General features: G+C 58.6%; 22 protein-coding genes. 11 read left to right on the top strand and 11 right to left on the bottom strand.

Annotated elements, in window-relative coordinates:
• Positions 1-13: 13 nt before the first annotated feature.
• The 4 genes from QEP11_RS17450 (at position 14) to QEP11_RS17435 (ending at position 3449) form a co-directional block, all read left to right on the top strand.
• Positions 14-484, top strand: a complete 471-nt coding sequence (locus QEP11_RS17450; protein WP_284337925.1) for a c-type cytochrome — start codon at positions 14-16, stop codon at positions 482-484.
• A gap of 83 nt (positions 485-567) precedes the next feature.
• Entirely contained in the window at positions 568-1104 is a 537-nt protein-coding gene (locus QEP11_RS17445) for a RidA family protein (protein WP_284337924.1), read from the top strand.
• A gap of 60 nt (positions 1105-1164) precedes the next feature.
• Positions 1165-1623, top strand: coding sequence for an azurin (gene azu / locus QEP11_RS17440; RefSeq protein ID WP_284337940.1), 459 nt, complete (start codon positions 1165-1167; stop codon positions 1621-1623).
• Positions 1624-2006: 383 nt separating this feature from the next.
• Complete coding sequence (locus tag QEP11_RS17435) at positions 2007-3449, top strand: NAD-dependent succinate-semialdehyde dehydrogenase (RefSeq protein WP_284337923.1); 1443 nt, start codon at positions 2007-2009, stop codon at positions 3447-3449.
• 85 nt (positions 3450-3534) lie between these two features.
• Here QEP11_RS17435 and QEP11_RS17430 read toward each other — a convergent pair whose 3' ends face one another.
• On the bottom strand, positions 3535-3783 hold the full coding sequence (locus QEP11_RS17430; protein WP_284337922.1) for a hypothetical protein: 249 nt from the start codon (positions 3781-3783) through the stop codon (positions 3535-3537).
• A gap of 249 nt (positions 3784-4032) precedes the next feature.
• Here QEP11_RS17430 and QEP11_RS17425 point away from each other — a divergent pair, with 249 nt between their 5' ends.
• The gene (locus tag QEP11_RS17425) at positions 4033-4299 is read left to right on the top strand and encodes a DUF2789 domain-containing protein (protein WP_284337921.1); all 267 of its coding nucleotides are present in this window, start codon (positions 4033-4035) and stop codon (positions 4297-4299) included.
• A gap of 80 nt (positions 4300-4379) precedes the next feature.
• Here the strand turns inward: QEP11_RS17425 and QEP11_RS17420 are convergent, their stop codons facing one another.
• Complete coding sequence (locus QEP11_RS17420) at positions 4380-5432, bottom strand: YeiH family protein (RefSeq protein ID WP_284337920.1); 1053 nt, start codon at positions 5430-5432, stop codon at positions 4380-4382.
• A 125-nt stretch (positions 5433-5557) separates the two neighbouring features.
• Here QEP11_RS17420 and QEP11_RS17415 point away from each other — a divergent pair, with 125 nt between their 5' ends.
• Complete coding sequence (locus QEP11_RS17415; RefSeq protein WP_284337919.1) at positions 5558-6481, top strand: LysR family transcriptional regulator; 924 nt, start codon at positions 5558-5560, stop codon at positions 6479-6481.
• Between the two features lie 9 nt (positions 6482-6490).
• On the opposite strand, the gene QEP11_RS17410 is transcribed toward QEP11_RS17415, so the two are convergent.
• A complete protein-coding gene (locus QEP11_RS17410; protein ID WP_284337918.1) occupies positions 6491-6973 on the bottom strand; it encodes a CreA family protein in 483 nt (160 codons plus the stop codon).
• 205 nt (positions 6974-7178) lie between these two features.
• Here QEP11_RS17410 and QEP11_RS17405 point away from each other — a divergent pair, with 205 nt between their 5' ends.
• Together QEP11_RS17405 and QEP11_RS17400 are read left to right on the top strand one after the other, a co-directional pair.
• A complete protein-coding gene (locus QEP11_RS17405; protein ID WP_284337917.1) occupies positions 7179-8399 on the top strand; it encodes an MFS transporter in 1221 nt (406 codons plus the stop codon).
• A gap of 92 nt (positions 8400-8491) precedes the next feature.
• Entirely contained in the window at positions 8492-9328 is an 837-nt protein-coding gene (locus QEP11_RS17400) for an alpha/beta fold hydrolase (protein ID WP_284337916.1), read from the top strand.
• Between the two features lie 83 nt (positions 9329-9411).
• On the opposite strand, the gene cphA is transcribed toward QEP11_RS17400, so the two are convergent.
• Both cphA and QEP11_RS17390 read right to left on the bottom strand, forming a co-directional pair.
• On the bottom strand, positions 9412-11994 hold the full coding sequence (gene cphA, locus QEP11_RS17395; RefSeq protein WP_284337915.1) for a cyanophycin synthetase: 2583 nt from the start codon (positions 11992-11994) through the stop codon (positions 9412-9414).
• 78 nt (positions 11995-12072) lie between these two features.
• Positions 12073-14073, bottom strand: coding sequence for a cyanophycin synthetase family protein (locus QEP11_RS17390; RefSeq protein WP_284337914.1), 2001 nt, complete (start codon positions 14071-14073; stop codon positions 12073-12075).
• Between the two features lie 221 nt (positions 14074-14294).
• Here QEP11_RS17390 and QEP11_RS17385 point away from each other — a divergent pair, with 221 nt between their 5' ends.
• From QEP11_RS17385 to QEP11_RS17375, 3 genes are all read left to right on the top strand, one after another.
• On the top strand, positions 14295-16595 hold the full coding sequence (locus QEP11_RS17385) for a cyanophycin metabolism-associated ABC transporter (protein WP_284337913.1): 2301 nt from the start codon (positions 14295-14297) through the stop codon (positions 16593-16595).
• Positions 16592-17065: a cyanophycin metabolism-associated DUF1854 family protein gene (locus QEP11_RS17380; protein ID WP_284337912.1), complete on the top strand. Its 474-nt coding sequence runs from the start codon at positions 16592-16594 to the stop codon at positions 17063-17065. Before QEP11_RS17385 ends, QEP11_RS17380 begins: the two co-directional genes overlap by 4 nt.
• 146 nt (positions 17066-17211) lie before the next feature.
• The gene (locus tag QEP11_RS17375; RefSeq protein WP_284337911.1) at positions 17212-17655 is read left to right on the top strand and encodes a hypothetical protein; all 444 of its coding nucleotides are present in this window, start codon (positions 17212-17214) and stop codon (positions 17653-17655) included.
• 54 nt (positions 17656-17709) lie between these two features.
• Here QEP11_RS17375 and QEP11_RS17370 read toward each other — a convergent pair whose 3' ends face one another.
• The 6 genes from QEP11_RS17370 to QEP11_RS17345 all read right to left on the bottom strand — a co-directional run bounded on the left by QEP11_RS17370 (position 17710) and on the right by QEP11_RS17345 (position 21792).
• A complete protein-coding gene (locus QEP11_RS17370; protein WP_284337910.1) occupies positions 17710-18624 on the bottom strand; it encodes a 5'-nucleotidase in 915 nt (304 codons plus the stop codon).
• A 12-nt stretch (positions 18625-18636) separates the two neighbouring features.
• Positions 18637-19638, bottom strand: a complete 1002-nt coding sequence (locus QEP11_RS17365; RefSeq protein ID WP_284337909.1) for an LLM class flavin-dependent oxidoreductase — start codon at positions 19636-19638, stop codon at positions 18637-18639.
• A 95-nt stretch (positions 19639-19733) separates the two neighbouring features.
• Positions 19734-20030, bottom strand: a complete 297-nt coding sequence (locus QEP11_RS17360; RefSeq protein ID WP_284337908.1) for a hypothetical protein — start codon at positions 20028-20030, stop codon at positions 19734-19736.
• A gap of 45 nt (positions 20031-20075) precedes the next feature.
• Complete coding sequence (locus QEP11_RS17355) at positions 20076-20339, bottom strand: DUF2164 domain-containing protein (protein ID WP_284337907.1); 264 nt, start codon at positions 20337-20339, stop codon at positions 20076-20078.
• 33 nt (positions 20340-20372) lie between these two features.
• Positions 20373-20984 carry a histidine phosphatase family protein gene (locus QEP11_RS17350; RefSeq protein ID WP_284337906.1) on the bottom strand — a complete coding sequence of 204 codons (612 nt, stop codon included), beginning with the start codon at positions 20982-20984 and terminating at the stop codon, positions 20373-20375.
• Between the two features lies 1 nt (position 20985).
• Complete coding sequence (locus QEP11_RS17345) at positions 20986-21792, bottom strand: adenosylcobinamide-GDP ribazoletransferase (RefSeq protein ID WP_284337905.1); 807 nt, start codon at positions 21790-21792, stop codon at positions 20986-20988.
• Positions 21793-21825 lie beyond the last annotated feature (33 nt).

Here is a 21825-nt window from a genome sequence, read left to right as displayed (position 1 = left end):
GGAATACAACGCTATGAGCAATAAAAATGTGAACCGTAGTCTGCCCGCAGCCATCGCCCTATTGGCGGCAATGGGCAGCTTTTCTGCCCTGGCTGGCTCTGCCACGGGGGGAGCGCAAGAAGTGATGGCGATCAGCGATGCCGAGGTGGCTGCGCTCAAGGCAGGATTTTCGGACCACCGCCAGATCAATACCCAGCGTGGCGGCGAAAAAATCTACCAGGCGATATGCCAGGGCTGCCATATGCCACAGGGGCAGGGCGCGCAAGGTGCAGGTTTTTATCCGGCCTTGGCCAGCAATGAAAAGCTGGTGGCTGCTGCTTATCCGGTCAGTGTCGTGCTCAATGGATTGCACGGTATGCCGGGTTTCAGCAAGCGTCTCGATGATGAGCAGGTTGCAGACGTTGTGAACTATGTGCGCACGCATTTCGGCAATAGCTTCACCGATAGCGTCCAGTCTGACGACGTTAAACAGTTGCGTAAGTAAGTTCCATATTGCAGGCTTGGCCTGCAGGACAACGTCTTCCTGTTTCCCCTTTTCCTTTTGTTTTACTTTTGAACGAGGTTCTCATGTCTTTGCGTACCCCTTTGCTGGTTTCTGGTTTGCTGGCTGCTGCCGTGTTGACGGGTTGTGCCACCAATGGCTCCCAGAGCGCGGAAGTGATCCGCTACAAGATTCCTGGCTCAAGCTTCCCCATCTCCAACGCTGTGGAAGTTACTCCCGGAGTGAGCACCGTGTACCTGTCGGGCAAGGTTCCCGCCATGATCGATAAAACCAAGGCGGCCAATGACCCCGCGGCCTTTGGTGGAGATACAGAAGGTCAGACTGTGAACGTGCTCAAGAGCATTGAGTCACAGCTCAAGTCCATGGGCCTGAGCATGTCGGACGTGATCAAGATGCAAGTGTTCCTGGTCAAGGACCCAGCCAAGGGCAACAAGATGGACTTTGCCGGCTTCATGAAGGGCTACACCCAGTTCTTTGGCACAGCGGAACAACCCAATCTGCCATCTCGTTCAGCATTTGAAATTGCCGGTTTGGCCAATCCTGCTTTCCTGGTGGAAATCGAAGTGGTAGCCGTGCGTGGCGCCAAGAACGTGGTCAAGTAAAAGCGGTGGTGCAGCAGGCGTGCCTTGCACGCTTGCGATGAAGGAATGCGTATGAAAAAAATGTCTCGCACGCTGTGTGCAATAGCTGCCGCAGCTGCTGGCATGCTGGCAATGCCCAGCGCAATGGCCAAGGAATGTGCGGTGGTCGTGGAAAGCAACGATGCCATGCAGTTCAATGTGAAAAGCATGGAAGTGCCCAAATCCTGCAAAAGTTTTGAGATCACACTGAAGCATGTGGGCAAGCTGCCCAAGACTGCCATGGGGCACAACATCGTCATCAGCAAGTCATCCGATATGGCCGCTGTAGCCAAGGACGGTATTGGTGCAGGAGTGGGCAAGGACTATTTGCAGCCTGCAGATGCCCGCGTGCTGGCGCATACAGCCCTGATTGGTGGCGGAGAAAGCAGCTCGGTAAAACTGGATGTAGCCAAGCTGGTCACCGGTGAAGCCTACAGCTTTTTCTGTTCCTTTCCCGGGCACTCTTCCATCATGAAGGGCAGCCTCAAGCTGGCAGGTTGACGAACTCAAGCGCATGCAATGTAAGCCCGCCTTTTGGCGGGCTTTGTGCGTGAGGCTCCGGCTTTGAGGGATGCCAAAGCTTGAAGAAGTTGCAGCATAGGTCCAGTGGTTCCAACAGCCGCGCTTGAGGGCATGCCGCCGCTGCGCGCAGGTCATCGCCAATTGAGGATGCGATTGGTGCAATCAAGGATTGAGTCCTCGGCCAGGATTTCTACAATGTCCCACGGGTACCGTTGCGCTGGCGTCGTGCAATGAAATGTTGCGCGAGGTTGCAGGTGCTCAGGACGAAAAGCCTTTTTCACATCCAGCGCGCAGTCAGGCACACTTGAATCGCCGCGCCACGCCTTGGCGTGGTACATCTTCTTTTTGGTCGAGAAAACTCCATGTCTTACTCCTACCCCGATACGCAATTGCTCATTGACGGTCAATGGCAACCCGCAGCCAGTGGCAAGACCATTCCTGTGCACAACCCGGCAACAGGGGCCGTGATTGGTCAGCTGGCGCATGCAGGCAAAGAGGATCTGGACCGCGCGCTGGCAGCGGCTGAAAAGGGCTTTGCAATCTGGAAAAACACCAGTGCGCACGAGCGTCAGGCCACCATGCGCAAGGCTGCAGCTTTGCTCAAAGAGCGCGCAGACGACATTGCCGCGCTGCTGACACAAGAGCAGGGGAAGCCCTTGGCTGAAGCCAAGGTGGAAGTATTGGCTGGTGTGGGCATCATCGAGTGGTTTGCTGATGAAGCGCTGCGCCTGTATGGTCGCATCGTGCCAGCACGCCGCGGCGACGTGCAGCAACTGGTGATCAAAGAGCCGGTAGGTCCAGTGGCAGCATTCACGCCGTGGAATTTTCCCGTCAATCAGATCGTGCGCAAGATCAGTGCGGCACTGGCAACTGGATGCTCTTTTCTGTGCAAAGCTCCCGAAGAGACCCCAGCCTCACCCGCCGCTTTGTTCCAGTGCTTTGTCGATGCAGGCGTGCCAGCTGGCGTGATTGGTCTGGTGTATGGCGATCCGCATGAAATCTCCAGTTATCTGATTCCCCACCCCACAATTCGCAAAGTGACGTTCACCGGCTCCACCGCAGTGGGCAAACAGCTGGCAGCAATGGCTGGCGCGCATATGAAGCGCTGCACCATGGAACTGGGCGGGCATGCGCCAGTCATCATTGCCGAAGATGCAGACGTGGAACTGGCGGTGAAAGCGGCGGGTGCCGCAAAGTTGCGCAATGCGGGTCAGGTGTGTATCTCTCCAACTCGCTTTTTGGTGCACAAGAGTCTGGAAAAACAGTTTACCGAGCAGGTGGTGGCGTACTTTGAATCCATCAAAGTGGGCGATGGGCTGGATGCAACGAGCAAGATGGGGCCGCTGGCAAATCCTCGCCGCATTACGGCCATGAAGCAGCTGGTCGCCAACGCACAGGACAAGGGAGCCAAGCTGCTTCTGGGGGGCAAGACGCTGGGCGAAGTGGGCAACTTCTATGCGCCCACGGTGCTGGCCGATGTGCCCCTGGATGCCGATGTGTTCAACAACGAACCCTTTGGCCCCATGATTGCCATGCGCAGCTTTGACAAGCTGGAGGAAGCCATCACAGAGGCCAACCGCCTGCCATATGGCTTGGCCGCTTATGCATTTACCGGGTCGCTGAAGCACGCGCACCAACTGAGCCAGCAGGTGGAAACAGGTATGTTGTGGATCAACCAGCCAGCCGTGGCATCGGCTGAAATGCCGTTTGGCGGCGTGAAGGATTCGGGCTATGGCTCAGAAGGAGGTCCGGAGGCACTGGAGGCTTATCTGATTCCCAAGGCAGTGTCCATTGCCATGGTTTAGACCATGGCCAGGTATTGAGCAACACCTGGCGCGCTCCCAAAAAAGGCCGCATGTTGCGGCCTTTTTTCAAGCTGCTGTTAGAGGCTTATGCGGTGGGCACATCATCACCCAAAGGCTTGCCATCAGTGCCGCGTGCATCGGTATCCACCAAGCCTTTTTTCAAATCACGGTGCGCTTGCTGCATATCTGGCGAGGGCGTCTGGTCGGTCATGTTGACCGATTGGTCGCGCTCATGGGGCAGCTTGCCGCTGGCGCCAGGATCACCGGGCGTTTGCCGGCGCGTGGTGTCGATCTGGGTTTCCGGGTTAATGGATTGAGGTGGTGACTTGGGCATATCGCACTCCTTGGACCTTAAACACGTTCTGACCACAGTTTGGAATGCACCATGTCACTGTCATGTAGGTGGATAGCGAAATGCTTTGCGTGAAAATGAAAAACGCTTTTCAATTGTTTATCCGCACCCGCAGCATGTTCGGGTGTCCTACACCACCCAAAGCAGCTAGCATGCAAGATGCGCGTATGTGGCTGTGCCTGCCAGCACAGTGACAGAAAAGGTTTTTTCAATCACAACACGGAGGATGCCATGACCTTGACTCCCGGTGAATCTCAACCAGGCTTTACCGAGCTGTTTGCCCAACTGGGCCTGCCCAATGACCCTGAAAGCATTGAGCAGTTCATTCGCCAGCACCGACCTTTGCCAGAAGGCGTGCTGCTGCATGACGCCGCCTTCTGGACCCCTCAGCAGGCACAGATGCTGAAAGAGAAAATCAGGTGTGACGATGACTGGGCGATTGTGGTGGACCAACTCAATGTGGTGCTGCAAGAAAAGCCGGATTTGGACAAGCTGTAATAAGCTTGCTTGACGCCTGATCAGGCAACCTCAGGGTTGCCTTTTTTGCGCCTGCGCACCGCGCGATGTGACAGCAGGGGTCAAGACAGCCAGCGGGTGAGCAACAGGCCCCCACCTACCAGCCAGGCAAACAAGATGGCGGCCAGCAGCAAGGGCCTGATACCTGCTGCACGCACGGCTTGCCAGTGTGTGGTCATACCCAGCGCCGCCATGGCCATGGCGAGCAGAAGATTGTCGATTTCCACGCCCATGCTGATCACATGCTCAGGCAGAAAACCGGTGGAGTTGAATCCCGCCGTGATGACAAAGCCCAGGGCAAACCAGGGGATGGTGATGGCGGCAGAGCCCTGTGTGTTATCAGCGGGCGTGCGGCGAGCCAGATAGACCGATAGCAGCAATAGAAAGGGCGCCAGCATCATGACCCGCACCATCTTGGCGATCACGGCTGTACTGGTGGCGTCTGGGCTGATGGCTGCGCCAGCGGCCACAACCTGCGCCACTTCGTGCACCGAAGCGCCCACATACAGTCCGTATTGCTGATCATTCAAGCCCAGCCCGCCATGATGAAACAAAGCGGGGTAGAGAAAAGTTCCCACGGTGCCAAACACCACTACAGTTGCAATTGCCACGGCCACATCTTGAGCACGTCCTTTGGCCACAGGGGCGGTTGCCAGAACGGCTGCAGCGCCGCAAATGGAGCTGCCCGCGCCAATCAGGAGTGCTGTGCGGGTGTCTAGCTTGAAGATGCGCAGACCCAGCACCCATGCCAGACCGAAAGTGGAGGTGAGCATCAACGCATCAAGCGCCACCCCACCCCAGCCCATCTGCGCAATATCCTGAAAGGTCAGGCGCAAGCCATACATCACGATGCCTGCGCGCAGCAGCTGTTGCTTGCTCAGTTGTACGCCTGGGGTGGTGGTGGCTGCCATGCGGGGGTAGACGGTATTGCCAATTAACAACCCCAGGACAATGGCGAGAGTGAGGGGCCCCATGCCATAGCCTGCGAACCAGGGTTTTTGCGACAGATGCATGGCGAGCCAGGCCACTGCTGCGCAAAGCAGCAAACCGGGTGCTGTGCGGCGTAGCCAGTGCAGCGCCAAGGTGGGAGAAAACGAAGATGCAAAAGTTTTCATAACGCCGTCGCCGTAGCGTTGGGCACGGCGATGGCGGAACTTTAGATAACTTGGTTATATTTGTATAACTAATAGTTTATGTAGAAGCTACCTGTAAAACAGGTTGATAGTGTTTCAATCTACCCATGTTGCATCTCACATTGCGCCAGTTGGAAATTTTCAGTGCGGTGGCCCAAAGTGGCTCCACGGTTGCAGCGGCTCATGCAGTCGGGTTGTCGCAGTCTGCAACCAGTGCAGCTTTGCAGCAGTTGGAGACTGTGCTGGGCGCGCACATGTTTGAAAGGGCCGGCCGCAAACTGGTCCTCAACGATGCCGGGCGTGCGCTGCTGCCTCAGGCATTGTCGGTGCTGGAGCAGGTAGGTGGCATGGAGCAAGCTTTTCGCAGTACTGCCAAGGGATTGCCCGTTCGCTTGCGTGTGGCTGCCAGCACCACCGTGGGCAGCTACGTGCTGCCCCATGTGCTGGCAGCACTGGCGCGTAGCCATCCCCATATCAGTGTCGATGTTCGCATTGCCAATACCCGGCAAGTGGCGCAAGCGGTGGAGGCCCTGGAAGTGGATATAGGGCTCATCGAAGGAAGCAGCCATTGGGATGGCCTGCATGTGTGGCCTTGGATGGCCGATGAGTTGGTCATCGTGGCAGCGCCTACAGACGCTTTGGCACTGTCTGCGCAGCATCAGCCGGTTGGCGTGAGCATGCTGCGTGAGGCACGTTGGTTGCTGCGTGAAGAAGGGTCAGGCACACGCGAGGTGGTGGAGCACGCCTTGCTGCCGCGTTTGCAGCAGTTGCCAGCAGCAGCCACCATGGGCAGCTCGGAGGCGATTGCGCGCTGCGTTGCGCAGGGCCTGGGGATCAGCTGCCTGTCGCGGGTGGTGGTGAAATCCATGCTGGATGCGGGAGAGCTGGTGCTGCTACCCTCATCATTGCCGAAGATGGAGCGGCAGTTCTCCATGGTCCAGCGTGTGGGCAGGCATGCCTCTCCTGCGCTACAGGCTTTTCTGGACAGCTGCACTGCCTATGCGGAGCAGGCATCCATTCCCCGAAGCTAGTTCCGAGACTTATTTCACAGGAATGGGCGTGCTGTGGGCCACGGGCACGGCGGCCACGCTGTTTTGGGGCGAGCCTTCAATCACGCGGTCGGAGTAGGTCATGTACACCAGCGTATTGCGTGTGCTATCCACCATGCGTACCACGCGCAGACGTTTGAACAGCAGCGATGTGCGTTCGGTGAAGACTTCTTCTTGCTGCTTGATGGGGGCCGGAAAGCTCACGGGGCCGGTAGCCTGACAGCTGATGGAAGCTTCCGAGCGGTCTTCGGCCAGGCCCAGTCCGCCTTTGATGCCACCTGTTTTTGCGCGCGAGACGTAGCAGGTGACGCCGGTGACTTTAGGGTCGTCGTAAGCGTCCACCACAATCTTGTGGTCAGGGCCAAAGAGTTTGAAAACGGTATCCACCGATCCAATGGTTTCGGAGTTTGCGGCAGCGTAGCCACAGCCCAGCAGCAAGGTGGCACTGGCCAGCCAGAGTCGATGTACTTTCATAGGCTGCAAGCATACGATTTGCCAGCGTGCTTTGCAGCGAGACCATGTACTTGGCGGATTGCAGGTTTGTGAGAGATGGCTGCAGTTCCTGCGCAGCCGAAGGACAATCAAGGCTGATTGGATCGGCGCACGGGAATCTCGCATTCCCCTTCGCGCTGCGGTCATGCGCTATGGCAGGCCGCTTTTTCTTGCTTATCTCTTCTCCATGTCTGAACCCGATACTTTGGTGCGGCCCCGCGTTTTGGCTGCGCCAGCTTTGCTTTTGATGGCCGTCGCCTGTGGCTTGTGTGCCGGTGGCAATTACTTCAACCAAGCCTTGCTGCATTCCATTGCCTTGCACTTCGGTGTGGAGGATGCCACTGCGGGTCTATCTGTCACCGTGGCGCAGGTAGCCTATGCGGTGGGGCTGCTGTTTATCACGCCGCTGGGAGACAAGTTGGAACGCCGTCGCATGGCCGTGGTGCTGATGATGCTGGCGGCTGCGGGGCATGCCATGGTCGGGTGGGGCAACAGCTTTGCCTGGTTCATGGGGGGTACCCTGGTGGCTGGGCTTTTCTCGGTGGCCGCCCAGGTTTTGGTACCCATGGCGGCGGCTCTGGCAGCGCCTGGCCGTGCGGGGCGCAATGTGGGGTTGGTGCTCAGCGGTTTGCTCGTTGGTATCTTGCTTTCACGCAGTGTCGCAGGTGGATTGTCTGCGCTGGGCGGGTGGAGTCTGGTTTACCAGCTCACCGCAGTGGCTATGGTGCTGATGGCGCTTTGGATGCGTCATATCTTGCCAACCTCGCGCCATCCGCAACCCATGCGATACACGCAGGTGCTGTTATCCATGGGGCAGTTGCTGCGCACCCAGCCTGCGCTGCGCCTGCGCACCACGGCCAGTGCACTGGCATTTGCCTCGGTCAGTGTGATGTTTGCCACCATGGCGCTGGTGCTGTCCAGCGCGCCGCTGCAGCTCAGTGATGCGCAGATCGGCCTGGTCGGACTGGCGGGCGTGACTGGCGCATTGATCGCCAATGTGGCGGGCAGTTGGGCTGATCGTGGCAAGGACAATGCCTTGCTGCGGCTGGGCGCGGCGATGCTGCTGCTGTCTTGGCTGCCGCTGTGGTGGGGGCAGATGAGTGTGCTGTGGTTTGTGGTGGGTGTGCTGGTGATGGATTTGGGATTGCAGGCCATCAATGTGACCAACCAATCGAGCATTGCCAGCCTGCTGCCCGAGGCACGCAGCCGCATGAACGCGGTGTATATGACAGGGTATTTTGCGGGGGCATCGCTAGGCTCGGCCCTGGGCGTATGGGCCTGGAATATGGCGGGATGGATGGGGGCCTGCAGCATAGGTGCCGGACTGGCAGCATGTGCGGCTTTGAGTGTGTGGCGTGGTGTGCGATGGAGCCGCATGCAGCAGCGTTTGCTGACGCCAGCCTTGTAACGTTTGCGAGGGTAACTTCGGGATCGGCTGACAGACGCAGAGTGTCTGCCAGACCAAGCTGACAGCTTTCAACTGCTGCAAGGAGGATCGCGATGCCGTTTGTGACACTGACACATCCTACTGCCCAAGGTGGTGCACTGTATTACGAAGACCAGGGCTCGGGCAAGCCCGTGGTGCTCATCCATGGCTGGCCCTTGAGTGGCAAGTCGTGGGAGGCACAGGTCGGGCCTTTGGTTGATGCTGGTTTTCGAGTAATTACCTACGACCGCCGCGGCTTTGGTGACTCATGCCGACCCTGGGACGGCTACAACTACGATGTGATGGCGCAGGATCTGCACGACTTGATGCAAGCACTGGATCTGGAAGATGCCACGCTGGTGGGTTTTTCCATGGGCGGCGGCGAGGTCGCGCGCTATGTAGGCACCTATGGCAGCGCACGCGTCACCAAAGCTGTCTTTGCAGCGGCCGTACCGCCATATTTGTTCAAAGCAGAGAACAACCCGGAAGGTGCGGTCAGTGAAAAAGACGTGGAGGAAAAACAAGCAGGCGTGAAAGCAGACCGTCAGGCATTTTTGGAAGCTTTTACGCAGAAGTTTTTCACGCCCAAAGGTGGCAGGCTGGCTGTCAGCGAAGATCAGCGGCTGTTCGCCAAAGCGATCGCATCCATGGCTTCGCCCAAAGCAACGCATGATTGCGTGCAGGCCTTCTCCTGTACCGACTTTCGAGATGACCTTGCCAGGTTCAACCTACCGACGCTGGTGATTCATGGAGATAGTGACCAGACGGTTCCGATTGAAGTCAGTGGTCAGCGTACGCACAAGTTGGTACAGGGGGCAGAGTTGCACGTGATTGCAGGTGGTCCGCATGGCTGCAATGTGTCACATGCCGAAGAGTTCAACCATGCGCTGATCGATTTTCTCAAGCGCTAGGCCATCACTGCAGAAATAAGAAAGGCGCTGGTGCAAAAAAAGCACCAGCGCCTTCGAGGCGATGCGACGGAGGCTAACGCCGTTCAGGCTGCGGTATTGGCGCTTTCCACATGCTTGCGCAGGTGTTCCAGCGACTCTTCCACCTGGTCAACCAATACCAGACACAGATCACCGGCTTGCAGACGGCTGAGTGCATGGTCAATGGCGATGAATTCGCCATGAATCTCCGTGGTATAGCTGGTGCGGCTAGCGCCTTCCAGGCCTTTCTTCAGCAGGGCCAGCACTTCACCATCTTCACGGCCACGTTGGCAGGCATCCTGATAGAGGATGACGTCATCAAACGCGGCACCCAGAATGCGGGTCTGCTCAATGATGTCCTGGTCACGACGATCGCCAGCGCCACTGATCACCACGCTACGGCGGTTGGCAGGCATGCTGGATACGGCCTGCGTCAGCGCACGGATGGCATCGGGGTTGTGACCGTAGTCGGCCACGATGGTGGCTCCCTTGTAATCCATCACATTGAAGCGGCCCGGAGCGTTGGCGCTGTCGTTGTGGAAGGAGGCCAGACCACGGCGGATGGTGTCCCAAGGCAGATTTGCGGCCCATGCGGCGCCAATCGAGGCCATGGCGTTGTCCACCTGGAAGCCGATGCTGCCATTGCGTGTGAGGGGAATGTCAGCCAGCGCAATGCTTTCTTTGAATGCGCCTTCGGCGCAGACGATGTGACCATCGTCGACATACACCACGCGGTTGCCTTGCGCACGGTGTGTGGCCATGACGTGGTGGTGGCGGTCAGCACCAAAGTAGATGATCTTGCCCTGGCAGACACTGGCCATGGGTGCCACATGCGGATCGATGGCGTTGAGCACGGCGTAGCCAGTAGGGGCCACGTTCTGCACAATCACGCGCTTCAGGACCATGACGTCTTCGACGGTGGTGATGAAGTTCAGACCCAGGTGATCGCCTTCGCCCACATTGGTGACCACGGCCACCTGGCAACGGTCAAAGCCCAGGCCTTCGCGCAAGATGCCTCCACGTGCGCACTCCAAAATGGCAGCATCCACCTCGGGGTGGGCCAGCACATTGCGTGCACTCTTGGGGCCTGAGCAGTCGCCGCTGTCGATCTGGCGCCCATTCACATAGACACCGTCGGTGTTGGTCATGCCCACACGCAAGCCTTGTGTGGCAAAGATGTGCGAGATCAGGCGGGTGGTGGTGGTCTTGCCGTTGGTTCCGGTGACGGCCACTACCGGGATGCGGCCATCCTCGCCAGGTCCGAACAACAGGTCGATCATGGGCGTGCCCACATTGCGCGGTTTACCGAATGATGGGGCAAGGTGCATGCGAAGGCCGGGGGCAGCATTCACTTCGACAATGCCGCCGTTTTGCTCTTCAAGTGGTTTGAGCATGGTTTCGCAAACCACGTCAACGCCGCAGATGTGCAGACCCACGCAGGCCGCGGCTTCAACCGCACGCGCAGCGATATCGGGGTGCACGTCGTCCATCACGTCAGTGGCACTGCCGCCAGTTGAGAGGTTGGCGTTGTTGCGCAGCACCACACGCTGCCCCTGGGCAGGAATGGAATCCGGTGTCAGCCCTTCGCTGGCGATGCGCCCCAGGGCGATATCGTCCAGGCGGATCTTGGTCAGTGCCGTTCCATGGCCGGAACCACGGCGAGGGTCCTGGTTGACGATGTCGACCAGCTCACGGATGGTGTGTTCGCCATCTCCAAGCACCTGAGGAGGGTCGCGGCGGGCAGCGGCCACCAGCTGGTTGCCCACCACCAAAAGGCGGAAGTCATGACCGGGCAAAAAGCGCTCAACCATCACCACCGTGCCAAACTCCATGGAGGTGGCATAGGCCTTCTCCAGTTGCTCGCGGGTGGTGATGTTCACGGTCACCCCCTTGCCCTGGTTGCCGTCCTGGGGCTTGACCACCACAGGCATACCCACTTCCTGCGCCACTGCCCACGCATCTTCCACGTCTTTGACGGGGCGGCCCATGGGGACCGGAACACCCGCTGCGTGGAGCAGGCGTTTGGTCAGGTCTTTGTCCTGGGCAATGGTTTCGGCTACGGAGCTGGTCTGGTCCACCTCTGCGGCCTGAAATTTGCGCGCTTTGGAGCCCCATCCAAGCTGCACCAGGCTGCCTGCGGTCAAGCGCCGGAAAGGAATGCCCCGCGCAATGGCGGCATTGAGCAGCGAGCCTGTGGAGGGGCCCACGCGCTCATCTTCGTCCAGCTCACGCAGTTCTGCGAGGGCCGCCTTGATATCAAACTCTGCATCCGTCAGAGCTGCATTGATCAGTGTTTCGGCCAATGCCATGGCACGCTTGCCGACGGCCTCTTCGGTGTACTCCACCACTACCTGGTAAGTGCCTGCTTCCACGGTTTCATGCGTGCGGCTGAAGGTGACAGGGCAGCCAGCCTGGGCTTGCAGCGACAGCGCCGCGGCTTCCAGCACATGTGCCAGGGAGAGGGTGTTGTCCATTCCCTGGGCACGTAAGCCGCCAATGGCAGGAAAGCGGGCGCGAACCTTTTCCTCAAAGCGAGGAATCAGCGTGAAGTTTTGCTCTTCAGGAGAGCAATGCACGATGGATTCGATAGCGGTATTGCGGCTCCAGAGGTTGGGGCCACGCAAGGCGCGAGAGCGTGAAATTTCCATGGTCTGTCTTTCCGCCAACTCAATAATCAAATTGGCTTCTAAGGTAGATGAGACAAGCGCTGATAGCTATCTTTTCAATTAAGCGGGCTGGTAATCAAAGGTTTTGATGCCAGCAGCAATCAATTCGGGTGTGATGTCCAGTGCCCAGGCAGTTGCAATGCCTGCCAGGAGGGCGCAGGAGTCAGGCTCAAAGCCATTGACGGGGCGCAGCGCATCCAGTTTGCCCAGTACGCGTTCAGTTGCACCTTGCGCCAGCAGCACTTCGTTGCCATTCAGGATCACGGCACGACCACCGGCTTCGCGGTGAGCAAGCACCGCGGTGTTCTTGGGGTCGTGGGTGTAGAACAGGACCTGACCATCGCACAGGCGTGCCAGGTCGACGGTGAGTTCATCGTCTGCATTCAGCACCCCCGCGCCCTGGCTGAGGACCACGTCAATCTGCGTGCGCATGACACGGGTCATTTGCTCGGCTTCCAGCACATCGTGGTCTGCCAGGTTTTCAAAGCCATCCATATCGGTGACCACGCCCACCTGGCAACGGTCATAGGCCAGACCTTCTTCCAGGATGGAGCGGGCCGTGGTCTGCACCACAGCTGCCTCTGCCAGGCGGTTGACCAGCAGGCGGTGGGCCGCATGCCAATTGGTGTTGTCACCTTTCTGGGTCAGGCGACCTTCCAGAAAGGTGCCTTCGCTGCTGGCCACGCCAGTGCGCTTGCCGCTCAGTTGCAGCAACCATCCCACCAAACGGGCAATGAAGGCGTTGTGGCGCGTGCCAGCGATACCGACCACGGGAATACGCGAGGCATGGCCGTCGCTGTCACCATCGGTGGTAGGGAACAGGTGTTCCACGATGGCTTGCCCCACAGGACGAGCCACGCCCACGCTGGGCTTGAGGTGCATCAGCAGACCAGGGCCGCCGTTGACTTCCAAGATCGCACCGCCCTGGGCTTCCAGCGGCTGGCTGATGTCGTGGCAGACCAGGTCAACACCGGCGATGTCAAGGCCAACTACCTTGGCCGACAGTGCCGCCATATAGGCCACGTCGGGGTGTACGTTATCGGTGCAGTCCACCGTCACCACCTTGGCGCGGGGATTGTGGCCCCCTTCGGGGTATTCACCTCGTGAAGCGGCGACCACCTTGCCGCCGACCACCAACAGACGGTGCACGTGGCCGGGAACATGGCGCTCAACCATCACATAGCGAGTCAGCTTGCGGGCCTCGTCATAGGCGGCGCGCACTTCGGCTTCGGTGTTCAGGTTGACGCTGACACCTTGGCCCTTGTTGGAGTTGTAGGGTTTGACCGTGACGGGCAGACCCATGTAATCGGCTTCTTCCCAGGCGTGGTCGGCAGAGTTGACCAGTTCCCACTCGGGGACGGGTACACCACAGGCTTTGATGAGCTGCTTGCTCAGATCCTTGTCCTCGGCAATGCCAAAGCCGATGGCACTGGTCTTGTCCGTTTCTGTGGTCCAGATACGGCGTTGCGCTGCGCCATAGCCCAGTTGCACCAGGTTCCCGTCGTTCAGGCGAATGCAGGGAATGCGACGTTCGGCGGCGGCATTGACAATGCTTGCCGTACTGGGGCCGAGGTAGCGGTTTTCGATTTCGGCCTTGATGGCGTCCACCGCAGCGGTCACATCAAAGGGCAAGTCGTTGATGGCTGCCATGATCAGCGCGTGGCCTTGCTTCAACGCCACATGCGCCACGGACTCCTCTGGGCAGCGGAACACCATGCGGTACACGCCGTGCTGCGAGACAGAGCGGGTCTGCCCAAACTCGGCGGGCATGCCCGCCATGTTCAGCAATTCGATGATGGTGTGTTCCATCACATGACCGCACCAGGTGCCTTCATTTAGGCGTTCTAGAAAACCGCCACGATGGCCTACACCGCAGTGGTGCTCGATCAATCCGGGTAGCCAGGCGGTCAGGCGCGGTGTGAAACCTTCGATTTTGTTGGAGGGGTACTCTTCCAACTCGCCCAAGTCCAACCACACTTCAAGGACTGGACGGTAAGTCCAGACGCTGGGGCCACGCAGGTAGGTGGTACGAAGCAGTTGGATGTCTTTGAATGTCGCCATGAATATCAGCGTTGAAGTGAAAGCCTGGGGTTAAAGGCCACAGTCTGTAAAAAGAGGGCTATTGTGTGCAGGAGGTAAAGCCGCGGCTGTTTGTCAGCCAAACTCACCCCTGATGCGTTCAAGGGTGTAGCTCCTACTTTGGTGTGATGTGTTCTTTCGGAGAATACGTCATGCCCCCTTCCTTTGGCAGCTTTGCCAACGCTGGGTTCTAACGATTCAACATGCAACATCACCATCCTGCGGATACCTCTGGTGTCTTCAATGGCCCTTTGGGGGCTGAACTGCGAGCGCAGCTCGCACCCCATGAAAACGTACAAGCAGCACTTTTGGTTGACTTGACGGTCTCTTTGCGCTTTGCACCAGGGGTGTTGGCACTGACCGAAACCCGTATTGTGGGTAAAGATGCGGATGCCTCATGGCAAAGTTGGGCGCTGGCTGCAGATATGCATTTGCGTCTCATTGATCATGCTGGGGTCGGTACCCTCGAATTGCATGACAGCCAGCAGCGGCTGGCGCTGTGGCGTTTCACCTTGAGTCAGCAAGCTCAGGTTCTGCGCTTTTTGCAGCGTTTTGAGCAATTGCGTGATGCCATCGCTGCGGGAGCGTTGGAGCAAGCGCTGGTGCCTGTCGATGAAAGTCGGTGCAGCGTGTGCAGTGAAATCCTGCCTCCTGACAGCGATGAGTGCCCTGCTTGCGCCCGCCAGTCTGCTCCCAAAACATCGACCTGGGTGTTGCTGCGTGTTGCGCGTTTTGCCAAGCCTTACAAAGGCATGCTGATTCTGGGTTTCATCATGACGCTGCTGTCCACGGCAGCGACGCTGGTGCCGCCCTATCTGACCATCCCCATCATGGATGACATCCTGATCCCGTACCAGAAAAGCGGGCAGGCCATTGATCCATGGCTGGTGGGAATGTATCTGGGCGGTTTGTTGCTTTCGGCTTTGCTGGCCTGGGGTTTGGGTTGGGCGCGTACCTGGGTGATGGCCAAGGTGTCGGAGCGCATTGGTGCAGACATGCGTACCACCACCTATTCGCACATGATGAAACAGTCGCTGGAGTACTTCGGCGGCAAGCGGACCGGTGACTTGATGAGCCGTATCAGCGCTGATACGGACCGCATCAACATGTTCCTGTCGCTGTATGCGCTGGATTTTGTCACTGACGTGATCATGATTGTGATGACGGCGGTGATTCTTGCCTCCATCAACCCGTGGCTGGCGCTCGTCACTCTGGTGCCTCTGCCCTTTATTGCCTGGCTGATCCAGAAAGTGCGTGGCCGCCTGAGCGTAGGCTTTGACCGAACCAGCCGTGTCTGGGCAGAAGTGACCAATGTGCTCTCGGACACCATTCCCGGTGTTCGCGTGGTCAAGGCATTCGCTCAGGAAGAACATGAGATCGAGCGCTTCCGTCAGGCCAATGTGCGCAACCTGGAAGCCAACGACAAGGTCAACAAAGTCTGGTCACTGTTCTCGCCCACTGTGGGCCTGATGACGGAAGTTGGTCTTCTGGTGGTTTGGGCTTTTGGCATCTGGCTGGTGGCCCACGACCAGATCACCGTGGGTGTGCTCTCGGCTTTCATCGCTTACATCGGACGCTTTTATACCCGTCTGGACTCGATGAGCCGCATTGTGAACATCACCCAAAAGGCGGCAGCGGGTGCCAAGCGTATTTTTGATGTGCTGGACCAAGTCAGCAGCGTGCCGGAACCTGTCAACCCGGTGCAGCTGCCTCAGCCAGTGAAGGGTGGTATCTCTTTGCATGACGTGGGTTTCCGCTACGGTAGCCGTCAGGTGATCCGCAACCTGAATCTGAACATCCAGCCTGGAGAGATGATTGGTCTGGTGGGACACAGTGGCTCGGGCAAGAGCACGCTGGTCAACTTGATCAACCGCTTCTATGACGTGACCGAAGGCAGCATTCAGCTGGATGGCGTGGATGTGCGTCGCCTGGCGGTGGCTGATTACCGCCGCAACATCGGTCTGGTGTTGCAAGAGCCGTTTCTGTTCTTTGGAACCGTGGCAGAAAACATCGCCTACGGCAAACCCAATGCCACGCGTGCCGAAATCGTGGCTGCTGCACGTGCGGCTCATGCCCACGAGTTCATCTTGCGCCTGCCGCACGGCTATGACTCCGTGGTGGGCGAGCGAGGGCAGGGGCTTTCGGGTGGTGAGCGCCAGCGCATCAGCATTGCGCGTGCGCTGTTGATCGACCCTCGCTTGCTGATTCTGGACGAAGCCACTTCTGCGGTGGACACGGAAACCGAGAAGGAGATCCAGAAGGCGCTGGATAACCTGGTTCAGGGGCGCACCACCATCGCAATTGCCCACCGTCTTTCCACGTTGCGGAAAGCTGATCGTCTGGTTGTCATGGACCGCGGCGAGATTGTGGAAGTGGGGCCGCACGACCAACTGATGGCGGCCAAAGGGGCGTACTGGCGCCTGTACGAGGCCCAGGCCCGCCGCGCGGAAGAGGATGCACAAGCTGCTGGTTTGACACTGGCCCGAGAAGGAGAGAAAGCATGAGTGCCGCTGAAATTTTGCTTCACCGCAATGCCCATGGCCGCTTGTGCCTGACTTTGCCCGATGGCACGGTGCACGAAGCGGTGACACCGGTGCGTGCTTTTCCCATTGCAGCGCCGCAGGAGGCAATCTCTTTGGTGGGCGGGGACGGCAAGGAGGTGTACTGGATTGACAAGCTGCAAGAAGTTCCTGCACCCATGAGAGAGCTGCTGGCCGAAGAATTTGCCGTTCGGGAGTTCGTTCCGGAAGTCCAGCGCATTGAAGCCATTGATGCGATTTCAGTGCCCAGCGTCTGGACAGTGGAAACCGACCGAGGCCCTGCCCATCTCAGCCTGAAGGCGGAAGAAGACATTCGCAAGCTGCAAGGTCGGCATCATTTGCTGATCACCAGCCGCGACGGTGTGCAATATCGCATCAGGGATGCTCGCAAAATGGACAAACAATCGCAAAAGTTCCTCGAGCTTTTCTTGTAACTTGTTGAAAAACAGCGATATATAAGCTGGGAGCAAAAAAAGGGAGAAATGTGAAAATTTCTCTAAACTTTTGCTTCAAGCTGCCGATAGCTAGGTCGGAACCATCTTTTGTCGACCTTTCAGACCGCTAAACCAAGGGCCTAGCTATGCAAATACCACCTGTAGAACATACGCCGATCCAATGGACGAATACCCAGGGTGCCAATTTGTATTCCACAGGTGCCTCGGGGCCAGCAGCTGTCCGTCCAGTACATGCGGTCAACCCCGTTGAGTCCATCGACGCCATCGGTGAGGGCGTGACCGTCACCATCAAGAGCCCGGAGCGGCCTACTGACAAAAGCGTGCAAGACCGCGACTGGACGGAAGTGCAGGCCAAGCAGGTCAAAGAAGAGAAACCAGAGCCGCCCAAAGAGCCCATCTACAAGGAGTTGCTGGAAAATATCCGCTCCATGTGGCGTGCCAGTGCCATGGCGGTGGAAGCGGCGCAAGAGTCCCAAAAAATTGACCAGCAAGAGCGCAACATGCTGCAAGTGCGCTCACAGCCGCTGACATACGACGAACCCAAGGTCAAGCGCACAAGTGGTCTCTAAAGCATTCCAAGCTCGGTACCAAGCCACCTGAGGTGGCTTTTTTCATGCGTGGAATTATTGAGAGCGGTTGGCAATGCCGCTGCTCACATGGCCAGCAGGTACGTGGGCACTGGCCGATTGCGCATGCCCCGTCTGATCATCAAAGAAAAAATCGGGTGCAAACTCACGCAGAAACTGTCCCTTGGGCAACCCGCCAAGAAACATGGCTTCATCCACTTCAATGCGCCAATCCATGAGCGTGCGGATGGCGCGCTCATGCGCCGGGGCACTACGGGCCGTGACCAGCGCCGTGCGCAGATGCATGCCACCCGTCTGTCCCTCCTGGGCAGCCTGTTGAAGGCGGTGCAGGGCGGCCAGCAGTGGCTTGAAAGGGCCATCGGGCAAGGGCTGGGCGACGTGCTCAACCTCGTGCCGCAAAAAAGCATCCAGCCCTTCGGCCTGGTAGATGCGCTCGGCCTCGTCAGAAAAGAGCACGGCATCACCGTCAAAGGCAATCCGTACCTCTTGCGGATGGGCATTGCTGGCCCCCATCGACTCTGTCAGCACACGCGCAGCAGGGTAGCCCAGTTCCAGTGCTTCGGTGACATCGGCAGCGTTGGCGGACAAGAACAGGTGCGCACCCAGCGGCCGCAGATAGCCAAAAGGGTCTCGCCCCTGGGTGAAGACGCCGCGCTGGATGCTGTCCAGTCCATGTGCCTTGGCGCTGCGAAAGACGCGCATGCCACTGACCGGATCGTTGCGCGACAACACCACGACTTCGACGCGGCGCCGATCAACCTGATTGAAGGCCAGCAGCTTGCGCACCAAGGGTAGCGCCACACCGGGTGCTGCAGGGACATCAAGCCGCTGGCGCTGCAGTTGGATGTAGGCACCGGGGTTTTCTTCAAACACACGGTTTTCTTCTTCAAAATTGAAGAGCGCGCGTGAGGAGATGGCTACGACAAGTTGATCTAGCAGCGATGCGGCCATGGTGAAGCGGACTCAGGTGGGTTGAATGGCCTGCGCTGCGATTTCCAGGGAGCGCATGCGCAAAGCGGGATCGTACACATCGGTCACCAAAATGAGCTCATCGGCTTCTGTGGCTTGCTGGATGCGTGCGAAGCCTTTGCGCACGGTGTCCGCATCGCCGATGACGGACATGGCCAGGAAGTCATTGATGGCGGCTTGCTCACGTGGGCCCAGTTGAGCCATGAACCCATCCACGGGCGGTGGCAGCTTGCCGCGCTGGCCGGTCAAAATGCCCAGTACGCGCTGCTGGGTGCTGCTGGCCAGAAATTGCGCCTCTTCATCACTTGCTGCAGCGACCACTGGTACGCCCACCATCACATAGGGCTTGGACAGGGCGGCAGAGGGGCGAAACAACTGGCGGTACAGCGCAATGGCCTGGTGCAGAAAACGCGGGGCGAAGTGAGAAGCGAAGGCGTATGGCAACCCCTTCATGGCGGCCAGTTGTGCGGAGTACAGGCTGGATCCGAGCAACCAGATAGGAATGTTGGTGTCTGTGCCTGGTGTGGCACTGATGCGTGCATCAGCCTGCGCAGGGCCCAGCAGGCGCTGTAGCTCGGCCACATCGCGTGGGAAGTCTTCCTCAGTCTCTACCCGATCACGACGCAAAGCGCGCATGGTCGGGCCATCGGTTCCAGGCGCACGGCCCAGGCCCAGATCAATGCGTCCCGGGTACAGTTCAGCCAGAGTGCCGAAGGCTTCGGCAACAACCAGGGGTGCATGATTGGGCAGCATGATGCCGCCCGAGCCCACGCGGATGCGTTCGGTCTTGCCGGCGATATGACCGATCAGCACTGCAGTGGCCGAGCTGGCAATGCCCGGCATGTTGTGGTGCTCGGCCAGCCAGTAGCGGGCAAAACCTAGCGCTTCGACCTTTTGCGCGGTCTGCACGGCAATGTCCAGCGCCTGACGGACGCTGCCACCTTCGCGCACAGCCACCAGGTCCAGCATGGAAAGCCGCGGTGTTTTGAAATGCATATCGGTCTCCACTCTTGAAAGGGAATCAGCAAGCGCTTGTCGCTGTCCGTTGCGGTTTGCTACGGCAAGCTAGGCGATAAAGTCGCCTTCCAGCCTTATTTTTTAGCCAATTCGCGTTTGACGGTTTCGTTTTTACAGATGATGGCCACCAGGACGGCCCAGACAATGGCCACCACAGCGACTCCCCAGTTGTTGTTGCCCATCTCCATGGACACAAAGGACAGAGGCAGTGCAATGAGCGCGCCCAGGCGAATCATGCGATTGAGAGTGAATGTGCTCAGCCGTGGTTTAAGTACCAGCAGGGCCGCAAAGCTGAGCACCGCCAGGAGCGTGATGTAGAGAAAAGCATCGCCACCGTAAGGGGTGGCCCAAGAGCGCAAGGATTCAAACATATGCACATTGTGGGGCAGGAGGTGGATATCCCCCTGCCGCGCAGGTTATGGGCGGCGCTTGCGCGAGTCCCAGAACGTAAACGGGGTGTGGTGCACGTCAATATCCATCTCGGCGGCGCGTTGCTGCATGTGCGTCTGTGCATCCGCCACGCCTTGGTTGTAGAGGGCTGGGCCAATTTCTGCGACAAAGAATTTCAGCAAACCTCCCGCAGCCACGTTGCCAATGGGCTCGTCCATGTATTCGCGAAAATAGCGCTCCAGTGAGGCAATGGCTTGCTGTTGTGCGGCTTCGGGTAATTCAAGGGGCATGGCAGTCTGTAGAAAATGTGAAAAGGCGTGGATTCAGTGCGTAGCCTGCAAGGTGTGCAATGCGTTCGCGTGGTTTTCCCAGTGCAGGCACAAGCTTTGACCAAAGGCCGGTGCAGGCAGGTTCCAGTTGGCTGCATGGGGTTGTGCCTCGCCATGGTGCAGCAGCCACTGTACACAGCGGATCACCCCGGCATGTGTGACCCAGATGACATTGCGCTTGCCTTGCAGGCTGTCGTGCTGCCAGCTGTACAGCAAAGCGCTGCGCACGCGTTGCAGCATGCTGCGCAGGCTTTCGCCATTTCCCGGCGCGTAGTTGTACAAATCCTGCGACCAGGCATCCACGGCATTACGCTCGATATCGTTCCAGGATCGACCTTCCCAGTGTCCAAAATGCATTTCCTGCAAACGTGGGTCAAGGATCAAACTTGCGGGTTCTACCGGGAGGGCACGTGCCAGGTGTACACATCTTTGCAGTGGGGAAATACGCACTGTGGTGCCGGGTGCTTGCAGTGCGCCAAAGCGCTGTGCAGCTTGAGCCGTGGATTGCGGGTCTGCTGCTACATCCAGCTGACCGTAGCAGACACCAGGGGCAATCAGTGGTTGTGCATGACGGAGCAGCCACAGGGATGGTGCTTGTGCTTGCATGTCAATGCCAAAGCACGGTTGCTGCGGCCAGGTACATGCCCAGCTCACACACTTGCTGGGTGGCACCCAGGCAGTCACCGGTCATGCCGCCCAGGCGGCGGTGAAAGCGCCAGCCCATATAGCTGGTGATGACAGCGGCCGTCAGCAGCATGGCCAGAGCCACCTCAACCCATAAGTCCACAGCCACTGCAACAGCTGCGGGCAGGCACCACAGCAGGCCTGTCACCAGTCCAGCCCAGCCTAAGGGCTGTCCTGCGATGTGCAGGGTTTTCGAGGATGCTGGCAAGCTGACATGCGGCAGCAGGCGCATCAGCACCAATGGGGCACCACGAGAGAGTACATGCACGCAGCACAGCAGCACCGCAGCTGCTGTGAAGTTGATAGAGGCCAAAAGAGCGACCAGGGTGATTTTGCTGATCAGTCCGATGCACAGCGCCATTACGCCATACGCGCCCAGGCGCGAGTCTTTCATGACCTCCAGAGCTCGCTCTGCCGGCAGGTGACCACCCAGGCCGTCTGCCACGTCGGCCATGCCGTCTTCGTGAAAACCGCCGGTTATGAGCAGCGTGGCGATCGTGCTGATCACGGCAGCCACCCAAGCTTGCATGGGGTGTGAGGGCAGCAGATAGCCCGCAGCCATCAAAGCAATCGCACCGACCAGGCCCACCAGCCAGCCAACACCTGGCAAATGGGCTGCACTGGCACGCTGCAGCTCGGGGCTCCAGCCAACCCAGGCGGCCAAGCGACCAGTCACAGGAATGCGGCTGAAGAATTGAACGGCCAGTAAGAAGTGGCGAAGGAATGGCATGCGTGTGAAAAGCCAGATCCCCCATTCAGCGGA

Source organism: Comamonas halotolerans (assembly GCF_030162935.1).
GTDB lineage: Bacteria > Pseudomonadota > Gammaproteobacteria > Burkholderiales > Burkholderiaceae_C > Comamonas > Comamonas halotolerans.
The sequence above is the reverse complement of the archived record's forward strand: the minus strand, read 5'-3'. Positions and strand labels throughout refer to the sequence as shown.